The sequence below is a fragment of the Propionicicella superfundia DSM 22317 genome (genome assembly GCF_000423465.1).
GTDB lineage: Bacteria > Actinomycetota > Actinomycetes > Propionibacteriales > Propionibacteriaceae > Propionicicella > Propionicicella superfundia.
In genome coordinates this window covers 49,369-67,456 of sequence record NZ_AUIA01000020.1, presented here as the reverse complement: position 1 = coordinate 67,456, position 18,088 = coordinate 49,369, and the positions used below count along the sequence as shown (strand labels likewise).

The following is an 18,088-nucleotide window of genomic DNA, read 5'->3' as shown; positions in this document are numbered from 1 at the left end:
TCCACCCGCCCCACCGGAGTAAACCGCCCCACAAACGGAAACATACGCACCCCCGCACCCGTCACCCACGACACGCTATGCCGCGCCTCCCAGAACGCGACAAACACGCCAACCGCAACACCAAACCAGCCCGTGAACAGATCGAACCACCCAAGAGGGGGCTCCTGCAAGATCAGCACACCGATCCACAAGAACGCCGCGCCACAAACTATGGTGACAACATCGGATACGCTGAAGAACAGACGGGGACGTGCTGATCTCGTCACGACCGTCACCTCAGGCGCCGGCCTTGGCCTGCATCGCTTATCGTCATCGAAGTCCGCGACGTTGTCTGCGGTAGGCGTAAGGCCCAAGAAGAGAGACACCGGAAGCGCTGGACATGAAGGTGGAGGTTACTGCCCGCTTGACGTAGCCGCCTCGGACGGAGCGGAAGCTTGGCATGATCTTGGGGAAGCGCTTCACAACAGCTCGACGCGCTCGAGCGCCGACGAAATCGGCGTATGATCTTGTATATGTCTTTGCTCCTTTCGAGAACATTGAGCGCCCATATTTCGCGTAACGGAAGACTCCTCCGATGCCAAAAGTGGTAGTTGTCATGATTGCGTCTCCGATAATAGCTCCTCGGTTTTTCTTCCATCCACCCTTCTCTGATACAGTCTGCTGCGTTCTAACCGCGAAAGCGAAAGCTGTCGCAATGCCACAACCGATAAGACCGACCGCTGCGCAAACCGCGATCGAAGCGACTGTTGCGATCGTTCCCCTATTGCGCTTCGCCCACTTTCCGAGCTTGCTCCACCAACTGCGTCCGGTGATGTCAGTGTTGTTGACGGGGTCGTTGGGGTAGCCGTAGGTGGTGTCACCACCGTTGTATTCAGGGTCGGTGGAGGTGAAGAGTCCGGTGGTGGGGTTGTAGACCCGTGCTCCCATGAGGATCAGACCGGTGGTGGTTGTGGTGCGTTGTTTGGTGCCGAGCCATCCGTAGCCCTGGCTGGTGACACCGGCCGCGTCCCCGGTGATCGGGCTGGTCGTGTTGCCGTACTCGTCGAAGCTGTTCCAGCGGTCCAGGCCCGTCGCGCTGCCGGTGTCGGGGAGGGTGACGGTGGTGGCGACAGAGTCGTGCGGGTCGGCGAGGGCGAGTTCGGCGGTTGTGCCGTCGGTGATGGTCAGCCCGAGATCACCGTCGATGAGCTCGCCCCACCGGGTGGTGGTGTCGGTGCCGTCACGCCGATCCACCGACCATGTGGGATTGTCCCCGGTATCGGTGTAGTGGTTCCACAACGTCGTGACGTTCGCCCCGTCGATGTTGGTGTGCTGGGAGTAACGACGCCCAGCCCCATCCAACCCCCACGTCAGGGTCTGGTTGTTCTGGGTGATCGATCGGATGCTGTCCGTGTCGTGATAGGCAAGTGTGATGTCCCCATCACCAGGCCTGGGGGCGTCCATAGCGGGAATCGACAGTTGCCGACCGAGCGGATCGTAGCTGTAGACGCCGGTGCCGTTCGCGCCGGAGACCGGCCGGTCAGCGGCGTCGTAGGCCCGGGTCAGGGCTGTGGTGGCGGTGACCGGGCAGGCCGTGTTCGGGGCGGCGGTGGCGGTTCCTTGACCGGTCCGGTTCCCGTTCTGGTCGAAGCCGTAGCTGCGCAGGGTGCAGGTCGTGTCGCTGTCTTGGGTGCCGGTCTGGTCGGTGACCGTGGCGAGTCGTCCGGCCTTGTCGTAGCCGTAGTGCCGGTCCGACGCGATGGCGGTCGTGCCGGGCAGGTCGCCGGTGAACGCGGCCCCGTCCGGGGTCCACTCGTGGGCGGTCTGCCCGGCCGTGTTGGGCAGCAGGCTCCACGCGATCCACGGCTGATCCTGGGCGACCACCGACGTGTCGGGGTCGGTGACCTGCCCGTTGTAGGCGACCTCGACCAACTCCCCGTTCACGTCATACGCCAGTCGTTTGACGATGCCGCCGGGCAGGTTCTCCCGCACCAGCGTGCCGTGCGCGTCGTAGGCGCCGGTCGACGTCCACGACCGGTCACCGACGGTGATGGTGACGGCGGTGGTCAGGTTCCGGGTCTCGGTGTTGCCGTTGGCGTCGGTCCCGTCCCACGTGTAGCCGGTGGTGCCGTTCGGGTCGGTCACCTGGACGACCTGCCCGAGCGGGTTGTAGGTCGTCGTCGTCACATCGGCCGTGTCCTGGCCGGCGGGCCGGCTGCTGTAGGTGACCTGCCGGCCCCACGCGTCGTAGCCGAACCCGGTCGACCCCGCCGCCGACGTCGTGCCGGTGACCTGCCCGGTCGCGTCGTCATAGCCGGTCGTGACCGGCGCCACGGAAGTGGACCCGTCCAGGCCGGTGACCGTCGTGGTCACCGTCGCCGGACGATCCCTACCGTCGAAACCGGTCGTCTCCATGCGAGTGACACCGCCGGAGGTCTCCGTGCTCGTCGTGGCCTGCCCGTCCCACCGGTACCCGGTCGTGACGGTGACCGGCATCGTGACACCGGCCGGCTGGCCGATCGGCCCGACCTTGCACGTGTACCCGGCCCATTCCGGCTTGTGCCCGCACTCGGCCGCCACCGTGTTGGCACCGGCCGTGTAGTACACCGTCCGGCGCGTCCCCGCATCGCTCCCCGAAGACGACGGCTGACGCTCCTCAACCACCCGTCCCTGCTCGTCATACCGGGTCACCGACGTGATGTCGGCAGCATCCTTCTGACCGTTGCCGTTCATGTCGGTCGTGACCGTGGTGGCCTGCCCCAGCGTCCACCCGGACGTATCCCCGGACACGACCGGCTCGTAGCCGGTGATCGTGGTCCCGATCGTCTCCACGATCTCCTTGGCCACGGTCTCGCCGGTGGTGACGGTCCGGGTCGTGAGCCGGAAGGGGACGCTCGTGGCCGGGTTGATCCCGGCGTTCGGGGCACCCTCGTCGTAGAAGGTCTTCACATGCCGCCGCAGTGACACCTCCGCACCGTCAGGGCCCACGACCCGGGCGGCCGGGCTGTACACGTCGGTGACCAGCGTCCCGGCCGGTGTCACCGTGGTCCCGTCGGTGCCCATGATCGCCTCGTTGTAGACGGTCTGGGTCGCGGCCGAGTCGATGTCGACCACCGACCCGTCACGGATCGCACCGGTGGCACGAGTGTCCCAGGCACGGATCACGTTGTCGTAGGCGTCGTACTCGTTGGCGGTGAACTGCCACGCGCCCGCGCCGTAGCTCGCGGTGTGGATCGTGTACCCCTCCGCGTCGGTGAGCTGCACGTCCGCCTTGCGCCACGCGTCGTCCCCGGCCGCCGGGGCCTGGCCGATCGGCGTGTCCGGCCCGAACACCGCGAACCCCGTCGTCGCGGCCCGGGTCAGGTCGTAACCGGCGAACTGGACCAGCTTCCCCTCGTCGAGACCGCCCAGGCCGGTGATGTCGGTCAACGGGATGTTGTCGACGAACGCCGCCAGTTGCGCCGTCCCGCCCCCGGCACTGCCAGGGACCGGCCGGGTGACCTTGGACAGCTTCTCGTCCTGATACTCGAAGGTGAAGGTGGCCTGCCCCGGTGGGGTGATCGACGCCAGCCGGGGCTGGGCATCCGGCCCGGTCCAGCCATAACCGGTGGACAGACCGGTTCTCGTGTCGGTCGCCGTGACGAGCCGTCCCTTGACGTCGTAGCTGTAGTCGGCCAGCACGATCCCGGTCTGGGTGTTCACATCGGCGGTGATCTGCTTCACCCGGCCGGTGTAGTCACCCGGCGTCGACCCGGTCGCCGTCGTGGACGTCGCATAGGCGATACGCAGCACCCGGCACCCGTTCGCAGGCGTCCCCGGCGTGCAGGAACCGATCCCGTCCGGCAACGGCCCCACGATCGCCACCACCCGGCCCTGCGCGTCATAGCTGTAGGTCGCCTTCCCGGTGGTGACCGTGTCGGTCACATCCGCCGCGGCGAACACCGCGTCCTGGCCTGCCGCCGGGGCGGTCTTCGCGGTGAACCGGGTCACGACCCCGTCCTCGTCGGTCACCGTCACCTCGGTGGACGCACCCGTCCCGGACACGACCAGCGTCATGCCGGAATCGACCGTGTCGGTGGTGACCGGGGTATAGCCGCCGGCGGCCAGACTCGCGCCCGTCCGCCGCACCGGCGCGGCGAACACCAACACCTCACCGTCGGCATCCATCACAACGACGGTCCCATCGGCCCGGGTCGAATCGATCACCTCGGCTCCCGACACGCCCACCGGTCCGCCCTCGAACGAAGCAACCCAACCCGGCCCGAACACGCCGTTCTGCACCGCCGGCTCCCCCGCGAACGACGAATGAACCCGCGACACCGAGATCCCACCCCCGGGCGCGTCCAACTCGGCGTCGGTATCGGACACCTGGAACTCGCCGGTCCACAGGGCCCGCTGCCCCGGGCCGGCATCGGCGACCGGGAACCCGGAACCGAACGCGTGCGGCACCCGCACCACCGCCTGCGACCCGGTGCACGACGTGCCCGCACCCGAGTACTCCATACACACCCGCACGTCGATCACCGTCGACGTCCGCTTCGCGACCTTCACGCCCGACCCGTCGGCCTGATCAACCAAGCTCGACAAGTCCAGCCGGCCCTTCACCGTCGTCGAGCCCGCTTCCTGCCTCGTGCTGAGCGTGTTCGACGCGGGAGCATCGACCCACTGGTGGTCACCCGAACCCTGGATCCGCCACTGCACCGTGCCGGTCACCGACGTCGCCGCGTTACTCGGCGCTCCCGCCGCGTCGATCCGCACCGCGCCCGTCGACGTCATCACCGAGGTGGGCGAGTTGAGCGTCGGAGCGCCATACCCGAACCCGTAGAACCCGACCGCCGATTCCTTCCCGGTGGGAGACACCGCGATCGCGCGGATCGAATGCGCCCCGTTCGTCCCACCGTGCCCGGTCACCTGCACCGTCACCGGCGCACCCGGCTGGGCCTGGGTGATCGACGTCGACACGTACCCACCCATATTGCGGGAGATCTTCACCTTCACAGGACCCGAGGCCCCTTCGCCACTCTTCGCCGTCAACGTGACCGTGCACGTCTCGGCCGGTTTCACCGCATCCTGCCACGACCCGTTCGCCGTCGGGCATGCGATCGTCGGCGTGGGCGGTGTCTTCGACGCCGACATCACCCGGGTCGGTGAAGACCACGCCCCGTAAACCGACGACGCCTGATCCTTGGTAGCGGTCCGGATCCATACCGACGCGTTCTCCGGAAAAGCCGCCGACGCCATCGTGGTGCACCTGAACGTCGACCCCGACGCCTGATAACCGGTCGAACACACCGTCACCGGATTCGCCGTCGACGAGGCAGATGTGAACTTCGCAAACCGCATCGCGATCTGGTTCCCGTCCGGATCGGTCCCCACCGAACTCAACGTCGGAGTCGGCGTCCCCACATACCACCACGAGTTCATCCATGTGGCCGACGCGACAGACGGCGCACTCGGCGTGTTCGGCGCCCGATTGTACGAATACTTGATCAACGGCTTCGCCGCGCCCTCTGCCGACAAGAACTTCTTCCACCCATACACATCCGACTCGTTACCCGCCCGCAGCGTCACACCCACCTGAGAAGCCGACGTCCCAGACCAGTTCTTCACCACCGACGTGATATCGGTGTCCACCCGACCCCCCGGGCACGACGACGAATACCCCTTCGCCACCGACGTCGTCCCCCGCAACGCATTCGCACCCGGCTGATTCGACCACCGCGTCGACGCCGACGCCAACACCGGGGTGTCATACACCAGGAAAGGCCGCGCCGAACACGACCACGACCACGACTCCCACAGACTCAACGACCCCGACACGATCGACTTGCCCTTGAACGCAGCCGCACTGAAATTGATAAACGACCGGGCAACCACACCATCCCCATACGTCCCCACACGAAGCTCCGTCGACAACGACTGATCAGAACTCACGTTGCTCTGGACATAGGTATCGAACACCGCCGTCGTGTTCGTCGCCGCATACGTCGGATCGATATACACCGGGAACTCCCGCGCCGCCGACGTCAACCACACCGCATCCGACCCCACCGACACCGCCGCCTGCTGAACCCGCCCGGACCGCTTCACCGCGCCGACCGTGAACGAGACCTTCTTCTGCACACCCCGCTCACCGGCCACCGGCGCGTTCGAATCCCACATCGTCGGCGACCCGAACACACCCACCCTCGTGCCGCGGGCGTCCAACACCCCCATCGACCCGTCCGCCGCCGCCGGCACACCCCCGGCAGCCTGCACCAGGATCGGCAACACCACCCGGCCCGACGACCCGAACCGCTCCACCAACTCCGCAGCGCCCGCAGCCGACCTCACAACCCACAAGAACTCGAACCCACCCGTGCGCACCTCCAGCCGCGCATCCACACCCGGCACCACATCCGCGAACGTCGCCGTCGACCCCTCCACCGACGGCGCCGGCAATGTCACACCCGGCAGGCTCAACGCCACATCCGATCCGAACCGCACCACCGGCTCCGAACCCGACCCCACCGACACCACCTGCGGCAACGCCGCCGCCACCAGCCTCCCGTCCCGAACCACCAACGACGGATCCATCTCCGTCCACCCGTCCACAGCCGACGAATCCTCGAACCTCACCGGCGCCGCCGCGACCTCCTCGTCCACGACCCCGTCCGGCCGCACCCACACCCGCGTCGTCTCGGACCGCTCCGACAACACCTCCACCCGCTCACCGGCCGCCCGCGCCGTCACCGACGCCGACACCCAATCCGGACGCACCAACTCCCCCGAAGAACCCGACGGAGACGGAACAGGAGACGGATCCGCTGCCGCGACCGGGCCCGGCAGCAACCCCAGCACCAACGCCAGCGAAACCACACACCCCACACCAGCAACCCGACGCGACAAACCCGACATCGGCACCCAACCAGAACAGGCCCCCGTCATTGGGGGCAGGTGCCACAAACTGTGACAAACCTGGCAGACAGATATGAGAACCGTCACACGCCGTGACCAAACCGTTACGAACGGGTCCCATCAACGCAGGACACCATACGAGAAAGGCGGATCCGAGATCTCGGATCCAAGACCAGAAGCTGCACGCCCGGGTGGACGACGCCCCTCAGCCGAGCGAGAGCCGGCGCGCGACGACGTCGACCAGTCGAGACGCCGCAGCCTGCGCCTGCTCGAAGGTGGGCGCCTCGACCATGACCCGCACGAGAGGCTCGGTCCCGGACGGGCGCAGCAGGACCCTGCCCGTCTCGCCCAACTCGGCCTCGACCGCGGCGACCTCCGCCAACAACACCTCGTCGGTGTCGGCCAGGGACTTGTCGACGTTCGGAACGTTGACAAGCACCTGGGGCAGCCGCGTCATGACCCCGGCGAGATCGGCCAGCGGCCTGCCGGTGCGAACGACTTCGGAGGCCAGATGCAACCCGGTGAGCACCCCGTCACCCGTGGTCGCGTGCTCGCTGAGCACGACGTGCCCGGACTGCTCGCCGCCGAGGCTGAACCCGTTCGCGTTCATCGCCTCCAGCACGTACCGGTCGCCGACCTTCGTCTGAACGACGGTGATCCCGCGGCGCTGCATGGCGAGCTTGAACCCGAGGTTGCTCATCACGGTGGCCACGACGGTGTCGTCGACGAGCCGGCCCTCGTCCCGCAACCCCAGGGCGAGCACGGCGAGGATCTGGTCGCCGTCGACGAGCACGCCCGCCGCGTCGGCCGCGATACACCGGTCGGCGTCACCGTCGAGAGCGATGCCCAGGTCGGCACCCGCGGCCACGACGGCAGCCTGCAGATCCGCCGGGTGCGTCGAGCCGCAGTCGGCATTGATGTTGATGCCGTCGGGATCGTCGTGGATCGCCACGACCTCGGCCCCCTGCCCCCGGAACGCTGCGGCAGCGGTGCGGAACGCTGCCCCGGCAGCACAGTCGATGACGACCTTCAGCCCGCCCAGGCGCCCGCCCTGCGGCCCGGGAAGGCTGCCCACGAGATGAGAGACATACTTCTCGACCGCCGACTCGTCATCGCGGACGCGCCCGACGGCGGCACCGGTCGGGCGGCACCACGCCTCATCGAGGTGCGCCTCGATGGCGTCCTCCAGCGAGTCGTCCAGCTTCACCCCGCCCCGGCTGAAGAACTTGATGCCGTTGTCGGCCATCGGGTTGTGGCTGGCCGAGAGCATCACGCCGAGATCGGCGTCCAGTGCCCCGACAAGATAGGCAAGACCCGGTGTCGGCACGATGCCGACCCGGGTGACGTCCACCCCGGCGCTGGCCAGCCCCGCGACGACCGCCGCCTCGAGGAACTCCCCCGAGGCTCGCGGATCGCGACCGACGATGGCCTGCGGACGGCGATCGCCGAACGCCCCGGCCTCGCCCAGAACGTGCGCGGCACCGACGGCCAGGGACAAGGCCAGCTCCGCAGTGAGCTGTTCGTTCGCCTTGCCCCTGACGCCGTCGGTGCCGAAAAGTCGCGGCATCAGCGCTTGCTGTACTGAGGTGCCTTCCGGGCCTTCTTGAGACCCGCCTTCTTGCGCTCCTTGATCCGCGCGTCACGGGTCAGGAGACCGGCCTTCTTCAGAGCGGGACGGCTCGCCTCGGCGTCGGCCGCGTTGAGCGCACGGGCGATGCCCAGCCGCAACGCACCCGCCTGGCCGCTGACGCCACCGCCCACGATCGTGGCGATCACGTCGTACGACCCGGCGACGACCGCCGTCTCGAACGGCTCGTTGACGATCTGCTGGTGGATCTTGTTCGGGAAGTAGTCCTCGAGCGAGCGCCCGTTGACCGACCACTGGCCGGTGCCGGGAACGAGACGAACACGGGCGATGGCCTCCTTGCGGCGGCCGGTGCCGTAGGTGTTCTGAACCACGGCGGGGCGGCCTCCGGGCTGCGCGCTGGTGGGCGCCGCCTCGGAGCGGTAGGCGATTTCGCGGTCACCCTCGACGAAGGGGGCAGCCTCGGTCTCGGTGCTTTCTGCGGTGGCTTCTGACACTGTGCTTCCTTGAGGTCCCGTGGTCACTGGGCGATCTGAGTGATCTCGTACGGCTGCGGCTGCTGAGCCTGATGAGGATGCTCGGGGCCGGAGTACACCTTGAGCTTCTTGAGCTGCTGCCGGCTGAGCTTGTTCTTCGGGAGCATCCCGGACACGGCCCGCTCGACCGCCTTGCGCGGATCCTTCGCGAGCAGCTCGCCGTACGGGACAGCCTTGAGGCCACCGGGGTATCCCGAGTGGCGGTAGGCCAGCTTCCCGCCGGCCTTGTTGCCCGTCAGCGCGATCTTGGACGCGTTGACGACCACCACGAAGTCACCGGTGTCGACATGGGGCGCGAAGACGGGCTTGTGCTTGCCACGCAGCAGAGTCGCGGCGGTGACTGCCAGTCGGCCCAGCACCACATCGCTGGCGTCGATCACATGCCAGTTCCGGGTAACCTCTCCCGGCTTAGGGCTGTAAGTAGACACGGTCGGTGACCATCTTTCGTAGGCTTGGCGGTTTGTTGATCGGATCGTTCAGGCGTACCGATGCGCAACAGCGCCTAACATTACCGCCTCGTTTCGAGCGGGTCAAAACACGCTGAGGGCTTCTCGGCTCTGGCCTCCTGAGCTTCCATCGCCACCTAGGGTACGACCATGACCGATTCTCTCAGTGTCCGCGACAACCGAACCGGCGCCGAGGGTGAACTGCCCATCGCCGACGGCGCGATCCGGGCGACGGATCTGCGCCAGTTCGCGGTCGGAGACGAGCGTCTCGCCGCCTACGACCCCGGTTTCATGAACACGGCGGCCTGCCGCTCGTCCATCACGTACATCGACGGTGAGAAAGGGATCCTGGAGTACCGCGGGTACCCGATCGACCAACTGGCCGAGAAGTCCACCTACCTCGAGACGGCCTACCTCCTGCTCCACGGCGAGCTGCCGACCCCCCCGCAACTGGCGGAATGGGAACAGGCCGTCAACAGCCACCGCCGCCTGCCCGACAACGTCAAGACCCTCATCCACGGCTTCCGTTTCGACGCTCATCCGATGGCGATGATGATGTCCGCCGTGGCCTCGTTCCACACGTTCTACCCGGACTCGCGCAACATCCACGACAAGGAGTCGCGCTACGTCAACATCCTGCGGCTCATCGGCAAGATGCCCACGCTCGCGGCCTTCGCCTACCGCCACGCGGTCGGACGTCCGTTCGTCTACCCCGATGACCGGCTGAGCTACACCGAGAACTTCCTCGCCATGCTGTTCCAGGGCAGCGAGCCGCGCTACGCCACCGACCCGCGCCTCGTCCGCGCCCTGGAGGTGCTGTTCATCCTCCATGCCGATCACGAGCAGAACTGCTCGACCAACGCCGTCCGCTCGGTCGCATCGGCCGGCAACGACCCGTACACCTCCGCCGGCGCAGGCATCGGGGCGCTGTTCGGCCCGCTGCACGGCGGCGCCAACGAGGCCGTCCTGAAGATGCTCCGCGAGATCGGCTCGCTCGACCGCGTGCCGGAGTTCATCGAGGCGGTCAAGGCCGGCCGGGTGCGGATGATGGGCTTCGGCCACCGCGTCTACAAGAACTACGACCCGCGCGCCCGCATCATCAAAGCGACGACGCGGGAGGTGTTCGACGCCGTCGGCGTCAACCCGCTGCTGAAGATCGCCCTCGAACTGGAGCGGATCGCGCTCGAGGACGAGTACTTCGTGAAACGGCGTCTGTACCCCAATGTCGACTTCTACTCCGGCCTCATCTACGAGGCGTTGTCCTTCCCCCCGTCGATGTTCACCGTCCTGTTCGCCGTGCCCCGGACGGCCGGCTGGATGGCCCAGTGGGCCGAGGGCGTCACCGATCCCGAGCAGAAGATCGCCCGGCCGATGCAGATCTACACCGGCAAGCCCACCCGCGACTACGAGGGGCTCTACGACCGCAACTGACCTCCGCGGTGGCTTCGACAAGCTCAACCACCGGGTCCTTGAGCCCGTCCCTCCCGGGTCCTTGAGCCCGTCGAAAGGACGGTGGCTTCGACAAGCTCAACCACCGGGTCCTTGAGCCCGTCCCTCCCAGGTCCTCGAGCCTGCCGACAGGACAGTGGCTTCGACAAGCTACCACCGGGTCCTTGAGCCCGTCCCTCCCAGGTCCTCGAGCCTGCCGAAAGGACAGTGGCTTCGACAAGCTCAACCACCGGGTCCTTGAGCCCGTCCCTCCCAGGTCCTTGAGCCCGTCGAAAGGACGGTGGCTTCGACAAGCTCAACCACCGGGTCCTTGAGCCCGTCCCTCCCAGGTCCTCGAGCCTGCCGAAAGGACAGTGGCTTCGACAAGCTCAACCACCGGGTCCTTGAGCCCGTCCCTCCCAGGTCCTCGAGCCTGCCGAAAGGACGGTGGCTTCGACAAGCTCAACCGCCAGTTCACGAGCGACCCCGTCAGTGCTGGCCGTACACGTTCTGATACCGGTCGTACAGCCGGTCGATCAGATCCTGCGGGATGGGCACGGGGTCACCCAGTTGCCGCGAGACGTGGACCGTGCGGGCGACCTCCTCGCACATGACGGCGGCCTTCACGGAGGCACGGGCATCGGTGCCGATCGTGAAGGGACCGTGGTTGCGCATGAGGACGGCCGGCGACCGCGATTCACCCAAGGTCTCCACGATCCCCCGCCCGATCGAGTCGTCGCCGATGACGGCGAACGGCCCGACCGGGATCGGGCCGCCGAACTCGTCGGCCATCATCGTCAGCACGCAGGGGATCTCCTCCCCGCGCGCGGCCCACGCCGTCGCATACGTCGAGTGGGTGTGGGTGACACCGCCGACCCCGGGCAGGTGCCGGTACACGTACGCGTGCGCCGCCGTGTCGGACGACGGCGTCAGCCCGGCCGGCGTCCCGTCGTCGATCTTCACCCCGTCGAGGGTGCACACCACCATGGTGTCGGGCCGGAGCTCGTCGTAGGACACCCCGGACGGCTTGATCACCAGGAGGTCGGCGCCGGGAACCCGGCCCGAGACATTGCCCGCGGTCCACACCACCAGGCCGTAGCGGGTCAGCTCGGCATGCAGGGAGGCGACGTCCTCCCGCGTGCGCTGCACCGCGTCCTGGATCTCCGCCGGCAGGTCGACGAGCCGGATCCCCATGTGCGCCTTCCTCTCTCGGTCAGCCGTGCTTGCGGGCCGCGGCCTCGCGCTTGATGTCCTTCAACCGGTACATGACGTCGTTGCCGCCACGGCCGAAGTAGTCGTGGAGGGTCTTGTACTCGGCGTACAGCTTGTCGTACTCCACGGCGGCTTCCTCGCTCGGCGTGTAGGCGTTGGGGATCTTCTTGCCCATCGCCTTCGCGGCCGCGGGGACGTCGGGGTACGCCCCGGCCGCCACGGCGCCGTGAATGGCCGAGCCGAGAGCGCCGGCATACGCCGACACCGCCAGCGAGAGCGGCTTGCGGGTCACGTCGGAGTACATCTGCATGAGGAAGCTGTTCTTCAGCAGACCACCGGCCGCGACGACCTCGGTGATCTCGACGTCGTTCTCGGCGAACGCCTCGATGATCACCCGGAACCCGAACGCGGTCGCCTCCATCAGCGCCCGGTACTGGTCCTCGGGGGACGTCGTGAGGGTCTGGCCGACGATCGCGCCGGACAGGTTCGCGTCCACGAGGACCGACCGGTTGCCGTTGTGCCAGTCGATGGCCACCAGGCCGTGCTGCCCGATCTCCTGATCGGCCGCCTTCTCCGTCAGCAGCTCGTGGATAGAGATGCCCCGGCCGGCCGCCTCGTCGTGATAGGACGGCGGGACGCAGTTCTGCGTGAACCACGCGAAGATGTCGCCCACGGCGGACTGGCCGCCCTCGAAGCCCCACGAGCCCTTCACCAGCCCGCCGTCGACGACGCCGAACATCCCGGGGACCTCGCGCAGTTCGGGCCCGGAGACGACGAACACCGACGAGGTGCCAAGGATCGCGGTCATCTGCCCGTCCTCGACCGCCTGGCAGGCGGGCGCGGTGACGTGGGCGTCGATGTTGCCGACCGCGACCGGCGTCCCGGCCTTCAGACCCGTCCAGGCCGCGGCCTCGGCGGTGATCTCGCCGGCCTTGTCGCCGAGCTGCCCCACGGGCGCGTCCAGCTTGTCGAAGGCGTTCGCGAACTCGGGATCGAGCTCGGCGAAGAAGTCCTGCGACGGGAAGGTGCCGTCCTGGTAGAGGGCCTTGTACCCGGTGGCGCCGGCGGAACGCACGTAGTTGCCGGTGAGCTGCCACACGATCCAGTCCACGCCGTCCACGTAGCACTTCATGGCGTCGTACACGGCGCGGTCCTTGTGGAAGGTCTCCAGCAGCTTCGGCAGCATGAACTCCGACGAGAGGGTGTCGCCGTAGCGCTTCAGCCACTTCTCGCCGCGCTTCTTCGCCAGGGCGATGATCTGGTCGGCCTCGGCCTGCCCGCCGTGGTGCTTCCACAGCTTCACGTACGCGTGGATGTGGTCGGCGAACTCCTGACGCTGGCACAGCGGCCAGCCGTTCTCGTCGGTGGCGATCATCGTGGCCGACGTGAAGTCGGTGCCGACGCCGATGATGTCCTCGGGCTTCACGCCGGAGCGGCGGATCGCCTCGGGCACCGCGATCTTCAGGACCTCGATGTAGTCCTCCGGGTACTGCAGGGCGAAGTCGGGCGGCAGCGGCTCGTCGGCATGCGCCGTGAGGACGCGGTCCATCACCGCGTTCTTGTACTCGTGGACGGCGCTGCCCATCTCCTCTCCGTCGCTGACTCGAACGATGATCGCGCGTCCGGACAGCGTGCCGAAGTCGATCCCGCACACGTACTTTTCATCTGACATCGTTGTGAGATTCCTTTCTCGGGGCCGGGGGAACGGCCATGGGTTCGCCGGCGGGAGCCAGCGCGTGAGGTGACGCTACTGTTCGGCCCAGAACCCGCCCGGAGCGAACAGTTCGTCGACGAACGGATCGAGCAGGTTGGCCTGGGTGAGCAGATCTGTGAGGACGAACCTGGTGCGGATCCACCGGGCCCGATGGTAGGTGTCGCGGAAGCGGTCCATCGGCATCCCGATCTGGGACGGGTGGGTGACCGCCCCGACGGTGTCGAGCTTCTCCTTCAGGACCGCGGCGGGCAGCAGTTGCTCGCGCAGCCGCTTCTCGATGACCGGCCAGCGCTCGATGGTCAGCTCCAGCCGGGCACGGACCTCGTCGGAGCCGAGGTACTTGCCCCGGGTCTGCGCCAGCGCCGGTTCATGCAGATCGGGCGTGAGCGCCGCCTTGAGCTGTGCCTCGGTCTCGTCCCAGGTCGGCCAGGCCGCGACGGCGGCGTCGACGTCGATCGCGGACGCCAGGTCCGCCGCCAGGACGACCTCGTACAGCGCGGCGACAGAGACCGTCCCGAGCCCGACCTTGAAGCCGTGCGACAACGGCGGATCCCAGTCGAGCCCGTAGTGCTCCATCTCCCACAGGTGGCTGAAGTGGTGGCCGCCTCCCGACGCGGGGCGTGACGACTGGTAGGCCTGCATGGCCAGACCCGACATGACCAGACCCGACGCGAGGCCGCTGATCGCCTCGGGATCGCCGTCCTTGCACCCCTGCGGATCGGCCAGCGACTCCCGCAGCGGCCCCTGCACGAGACTCCAGACATAGGGGTCGATCTTCTCGATGCCGAGCTCGTCGCAGATGATCCAGTCGGCCCCGGCCGGGACCTTCTCGATGAGGTCCCCGAAGCCCGTCGCGGTGAGGCGCTCAGGCGCACCCGCCATGATGTCGAGGTCCGCGACGATGACCGCCGGCGCGGGACACGTGAGGGTCTGCTTGAAGCCGTCCTTCGTGATGGACGCCCCGTACGACGCGTAACCGTCCATCGAGGCCGCGGTCGCGACGCACAGGTACTCGATCTCCAGCTCGCCGCAGGCCCGCTTCACGATGTCGTTGAGGGTGCCCGACGCCACGGCGATCGGGACGGCGTCCTTGCCGCGGAGCTCCTCGCGGACGGTCTCGACGTTGTCGTACCCGGCGTACAACGTCGGCGTGCCGGGAAAGACGTACGGATCGAGCAGGCGCACGCCCGCGCTGGTGAGGGACTCGACGACCTGCCGGCCCGCGACCCGCCAATGGTTCTCGTCGGCGACGATGATGCCCGCCCTGCCGGGAAAACGCTCCGCGAAGAGGCGCCCCGTGGTGGCGACGACGCCCCGACCGATCTCGATCGCATGGGTGTCGGTCGCGGTTTCAAGGGCCTTGTCGATCAGGCTCTCGGGCATCAACGCTCCTTCTGTCGCTCTGAGACAACAGTTTTGAGCCTAGCCGGGACGCGGTGTGCCCACCAGTGGAACCAGGGGGTCTCGCAAAGGAGCCATGGGTCAACCAAAGCAGGCTACATTTGTGACACTCAGCTGAATCAAGGTGGACAAACATGAGTTCAAAGGTGAACGAAAGCACACAGGTGACGTCGGCAGACCAGCTGCGGAACGTGGTCCTCGTGGGGGCGGCCGGATCCGGCAAGACCACGCTCCTCGAACAGCTCCTGAAATCTCGCGTGCCCGGCTATCGCGGTGAGAAGGAAAGCCCCGAGCGCGCCGCGGCCCTGTTCCTGACGTCCTTCACGGCCGGTCCCGCCTGGGTGAACGTCCTCGACGCGCCGGGGCACCCCGACTTCGTCGGCGAGCTGCGGGCGGGCATGCGCGCCGCCGACGCCGCGGTGTTCGTCGTGTCGGCGGCCGACGGCGTGGACGCCGCGACAGCAAGCCTGTGGCAGGAGGCCACCGAGGCGAACCTGCCGCGCGCGATCGCCCTCACGAAGCTCGACGCCGGACGGACCGACTTCATCACCGCCCTCGACAACTGCCAGCAGGTCTTCGGCGCGGGCGTGCAGGCCAGCCACTACCCGTACGTGGACGACGATGGGCGGATTCTGCAGGTGCTCAGCCTCGTCTCGACGAACCTCCACGACTACGCCGGCGGCTCCCGTGTGGACGGGCCGTCCGGCGCCGAGCACGCCGAGGTCCTCGACGAGCTGCGTCCTCCGCTGATCGAGGGCATCATCCAGGAGTCCGAGGACGACGCGATGATGGACCGCTACCTCGCCGGGGACGAGATCGACGGCGCCTCGCTGTATGCCGACATGTGCCGCGCGGTCGCCTCGGCGAACCTCTACCCGGTCGTCCCCGTCCAGGCGCACAACGGCGTCGGGATCGACGAACTGATCTCCCTCATCGAGAAGGGCTTCCCCACACCGTCGCTGCACCCCAATCCCGACCTGCTCAACCCGCAGGGCGAGAGCCTCGGCCCTGCACCGGCCGCTCCCGACGCCCCGCTGGTGGCCCAGGTCATCCGGACGACGACCGACCCGTTCGCCGGGCGGCTCTCGATGGTCCGCGTGTTCAGCGGGACGCTGCACGCCGACTCGACCGTCCGGCTCTCGAACATGACCACCGCCGCCGAGGAGCGCATCGGGCAGCTCAGCATCGCCGTGGGCACGGAGCTGAAGTCGCGCACGTCCGCCATCGCGGGTGAGATCGTGATGCTGCCGAAACTGTCGAAGGCCGAGACCGGCGACACCTTGTCGGCGATCGACAACTACGTCACCGTCGAGCCGTGGACGCTGCCCGAGCCGCTCCTGCCGATCGCGATCAAGGCCGTGACCCGCAACGACGAGGACAAGCTCCCCGCCGCCCTGCAGCGGCTGTCGCTGGAGGATTCCGCCGTCCGGGTCGACCGCTCCAGCGGTGAGCAGATCGTGTTGTGGACCGCCGGTCAGGCACACGCCGACCTGCTGCTGAACCGGCTCACGCAGCGCTACGGCGTCAGCGTCGAGCAGGAGCCCCTGCGCATTCCGCTACGAGAGACGATGATCGCCAAGGCGACCGCCAAGGGACGCCATGTGAAGCAGTCCGGCGGGCACGGCCAGTACGCCGTGTGCGACATCGAGGTCGAGCCGCTGGAGCGGGGCGCAGGCTTCGAGTTCGTGGACAAGGTCGTCGGCGGTGCGGTCCCCCGCCAGTTCATCCCGAGCGTCGAGAAGGGCGTCCGCACCCAGTTGGAGAAGGGCGTCATCGCCGGATACCCGATGGTGGACGTCCGGGTCACCCTGTTCGACGGGAAGGCCCACTCGGTGGACTCGTCCGACATGGCGTTCCAGCTCGCCGGCTCGCTGGCGATGAAGGAGGCGGCCGTGCCGGGGAAGACGGCCGCGCTGCTGGAGCCGCTCGACCTCGTGACCGTGACGGTCGGCGAGGAGTACATGGGAGCGGTGATGACCGACCTGTCCAACCGGCGCGGTCAGCTTCTGGGAACCGATTCGAACACCTCGCACCAGGCGATCATCACCGCGCTGGTGCCGCAGGCCGAGCTCACCCGCTATGCGATCGACCTGCGGGGGCTGGCCCGCGGCACGGGCAAGTTCACCCGCGAGTTCCACGGCTACGAGCTGCTGCCGTCCAACCTGGCGGAGGCATACCTGAAGCAGTGATGCGTCCGGCCCGGTGACGTCCCTCGGACCGCCCGGCTCTGTCGTGTCGATCCGGGGGATCGGGTCGGTCCCGTGTCGGGACGTGTGCTGCGGTCGGCTCGACCCCGTGGTCCGGGACGTGTGCTGCGCTCGGCTCGGTCTTGTGGTTCGGGACATGCGCTGCGCTCGGTTCGACCCCGTGGTCCGGACATGCGCTGCGCTCGGCTCGGTCTTGTGGTCCGGACATGCGCTGCGCTCGGCTCGGTCTTGTGGTTCGGACATGCGCTGCGCTCGGCTCGGTCTTGTGGTTCGGGGGATGGTGCCGTTCGCAACCACCCGCCTCGCAAGCTCGGCGGGGGCCAGCCCCATCCACGCTCACGGCACCATCCGCCCGAACCACAAGACCACACGCCCACCTCGGCGCGGGCCAGCCCCAACCACGCTCCCCGACACCATCCGCCCGAACCACAAGACCACACGCCCACCTCGGCGCGGGCCAGCCCCAACCACGCTCCCCGACACCATCCGCCCGAACCACAAGACCACACGCCCACCTCGGCGCGGGTGGCGTCCGGTCGCGCCCCGGGCACTGACCGCCAGGTTGTGGGGCATACAGACCCCGATGCCGCGGCCCGCGAGAGGTGACCGCCACCTTGCGAGGCATACGACGTCGAATTCGAGCCGCATAAGCCATGCAACCTGGCGGTCAGCCCGCTCCAGCC

13 protein-coding genes and 1 pseudogene are annotated in these 18,088 nt (G+C 67.8%); 5 read left to right on the top strand and 9 right to left on the bottom strand.

The window, feature by feature from the left end; translation table 11 throughout:
* Together G555_RS22775 and G555_RS0104300 are read right to left on the bottom strand one after the other, a co-directional pair.
* Positions 1-266 (bottom strand): hypothetical protein (locus G555_RS22775; protein ID WP_211223170.1); only part of this gene is annotated, 266 nt, incomplete at its 3' end.
* Positions 267-309: 43 nt separating this feature from the next.
* Positions 310-4,977: an RHS repeat-associated core domain-containing protein gene (locus tag G555_RS0104300; protein WP_245581190.1), complete on the bottom strand. Its 4,668-nt coding sequence runs from the start codon at positions 4,975-4,977 to the stop codon at positions 310-312.
* 37 nt (positions 4,978-5,014) lie between these two features.
* Between G555_RS0104300 and G555_RS23195 the strand changes: the two genes are divergently transcribed.
* Together G555_RS23195 and G555_RS23015 are read left to right on the top strand one after the other, a co-directional pair.
* The gene (locus G555_RS23195; protein WP_281168170.1) at positions 5,015-5,146 is read left to right on the top strand and encodes a hypothetical protein; all 132 of its coding nucleotides are present in this window, start codon (positions 5,015-5,017) and stop codon (positions 5,144-5,146) included.
* A 156-nt stretch (positions 5,147-5,302) separates the two neighbouring features.
* Entirely contained in the window at positions 5,303-5,560 is a 258-nt protein-coding gene (locus G555_RS23015) for a hypothetical protein (protein ID WP_028707919.1), read from the top strand.
* On the opposite strand, the pseudogene G555_RS23345 reads toward G555_RS23015, so the two are convergent.
* Positions 5,533-6,141 (bottom strand): annotated as a pseudogene (locus G555_RS23345) (DNRLRE domain-containing protein); the annotation flags it as partial. The gene G555_RS23015 and the pseudogene G555_RS23345 sit on opposite strands and share 28 nt — an antisense overlap.
* On the opposite strand from G555_RS23345, the gene G555_RS22165 reads away from it, so the two are divergent.
* Positions 6,080-6,931: a hypothetical protein gene (locus G555_RS22165; RefSeq protein ID WP_028707918.1), complete on the top strand. Its 852-nt coding sequence runs from the start codon at positions 6,080-6,082 to the stop codon at positions 6,929-6,931. The pseudogene G555_RS23345 and the gene G555_RS22165 sit on opposite strands and share 62 nt — an antisense overlap.
* A gap of 150 nt (positions 6,932-7,081) precedes the next feature.
* Here the strand turns inward: G555_RS22165 and glmM are convergent, their stop codons facing one another.
* The 3 genes from glmM to rplM are packed head-to-tail and all read right to left on the bottom strand — an operon-like array spanning position 7,082 to position 9,425.
* Positions 7,082-8,443, bottom strand: a complete 1,362-nt coding sequence (glmM, locus tag G555_RS0104270; RefSeq protein WP_028707917.1) for a phosphoglucosamine mutase — start codon at positions 8,441-8,443, stop codon at positions 7,082-7,084.
* Positions 8,443-8,958, bottom strand: coding sequence for a 30S ribosomal protein S9 (gene rpsI / locus G555_RS0104265; RefSeq protein WP_028707916.1), 516 nt, complete (start codon positions 8,956-8,958; stop codon positions 8,443-8,445). Before rpsI ends, glmM begins: the two co-directional genes overlap by 1 nt.
* Positions 8,959-8,981: 23 nt before the next feature.
* Positions 8,982-9,425 (bottom strand): 50S ribosomal protein L13, encoded by a 444-nt coding sequence (gene rplM / locus G555_RS0104260; protein ID WP_028707915.1) that lies wholly within the window; start codon positions 9,423-9,425, stop codon positions 8,982-8,984.
* Positions 9,426-9,593: 168 nt separating this feature from the next.
* Between rplM and G555_RS0104255 the strand changes: the two genes are divergently transcribed.
* Positions 9,594-10,874 (top strand): citrate synthase, encoded by a 1,281-nt coding sequence (locus tag G555_RS0104255; RefSeq protein ID WP_028707914.1) that lies wholly within the window; start codon positions 9,594-9,596, stop codon positions 10,872-10,874.
* A gap of 486 nt (positions 10,875-11,360) precedes the next feature.
* On the opposite strand, the gene G555_RS0104250 is transcribed toward G555_RS0104255, so the two are convergent.
* The 3 genes from G555_RS0104250 to G555_RS0104240 form a co-directional block, all read right to left on the bottom strand.
* The gene (locus tag G555_RS0104250) at positions 11,361-12,065 is read right to left on the bottom strand and encodes an L-ribulose-5-phosphate 4-epimerase (protein ID WP_028707913.1); all 705 of its coding nucleotides are present in this window, start codon (positions 12,063-12,065) and stop codon (positions 11,361-11,363) included.
* Between the two features lie 19 nt (positions 12,066-12,084).
* Positions 12,085-13,755: a ribulokinase gene (locus tag G555_RS0104245; protein ID WP_028707912.1), complete on the bottom strand. Its 1,671-nt coding sequence runs from the start codon at positions 13,753-13,755 to the stop codon at positions 12,085-12,087.
* Positions 13,756-13,830: 75 nt separating this feature from the next.
* On the bottom strand, positions 13,831-15,180 hold the full coding sequence (locus G555_RS0104240; RefSeq protein WP_028707911.1) for a sn-glycerol-1-phosphate dehydrogenase: 1,350 nt from the start codon (positions 15,178-15,180) through the stop codon (positions 13,831-13,833).
* Positions 15,181-15,332: 152 nt separating this feature from the next.
* Here G555_RS0104240 and G555_RS0104235 point away from each other — a divergent pair, with 152 nt between their 5' ends.
* A complete protein-coding gene (locus G555_RS0104235; protein ID WP_028707910.1) occupies positions 15,333-17,387 on the top strand; it encodes an elongation factor G-like protein EF-G2 in 2,055 nt (684 codons plus the stop codon).
* Positions 17,388-18,088: the final 701 nt, after the last annotated feature.

What these genes read in the sequence shown, in the direction of transcription:
- glmM (WP_028707917.1), bottom strand. Translation starts at nt 8,443, where the DNA reads ATGCCGCGACTTTTCGGCACCGACGGCGTCAGGGGCAAGGCGAACGAA.
- G555_RS0104255 (WP_028707914.1), top strand. Translation starts at nt 9,594, where the DNA reads ATGACCGATTCTCTCAGTGTCCGCGACAACCGAACCGGCGCCGAGGGT.
- G555_RS0104250 (WP_028707913.1), bottom strand. Translation starts at nt 12,065, where the DNA reads ATGGGGATCCGGCTCGTCGACCTGCCGGCGGAGATCCAGGACGCGGTG.
- G555_RS0104245 (WP_028707912.1), bottom strand. Translation starts at nt 13,755, where the DNA reads ATGTCAGATGAAAAGTACGTGTGCGGGATCGACTTCGGCACGCTGTCC.
- G555_RS0104240 (WP_028707911.1), bottom strand. Translation starts at nt 15,180, where the DNA reads ATGCCCGAGAGCCTGATCGACAAGGCCCTTGAAACCGCGACCGACACC.
- G555_RS0104235 (WP_028707910.1), top strand. Translation starts at nt 15,333, where the DNA reads ATGAGTTCAAAGGTGAACGAAAGCACACAGGTGACGTCGGCAGACCAG.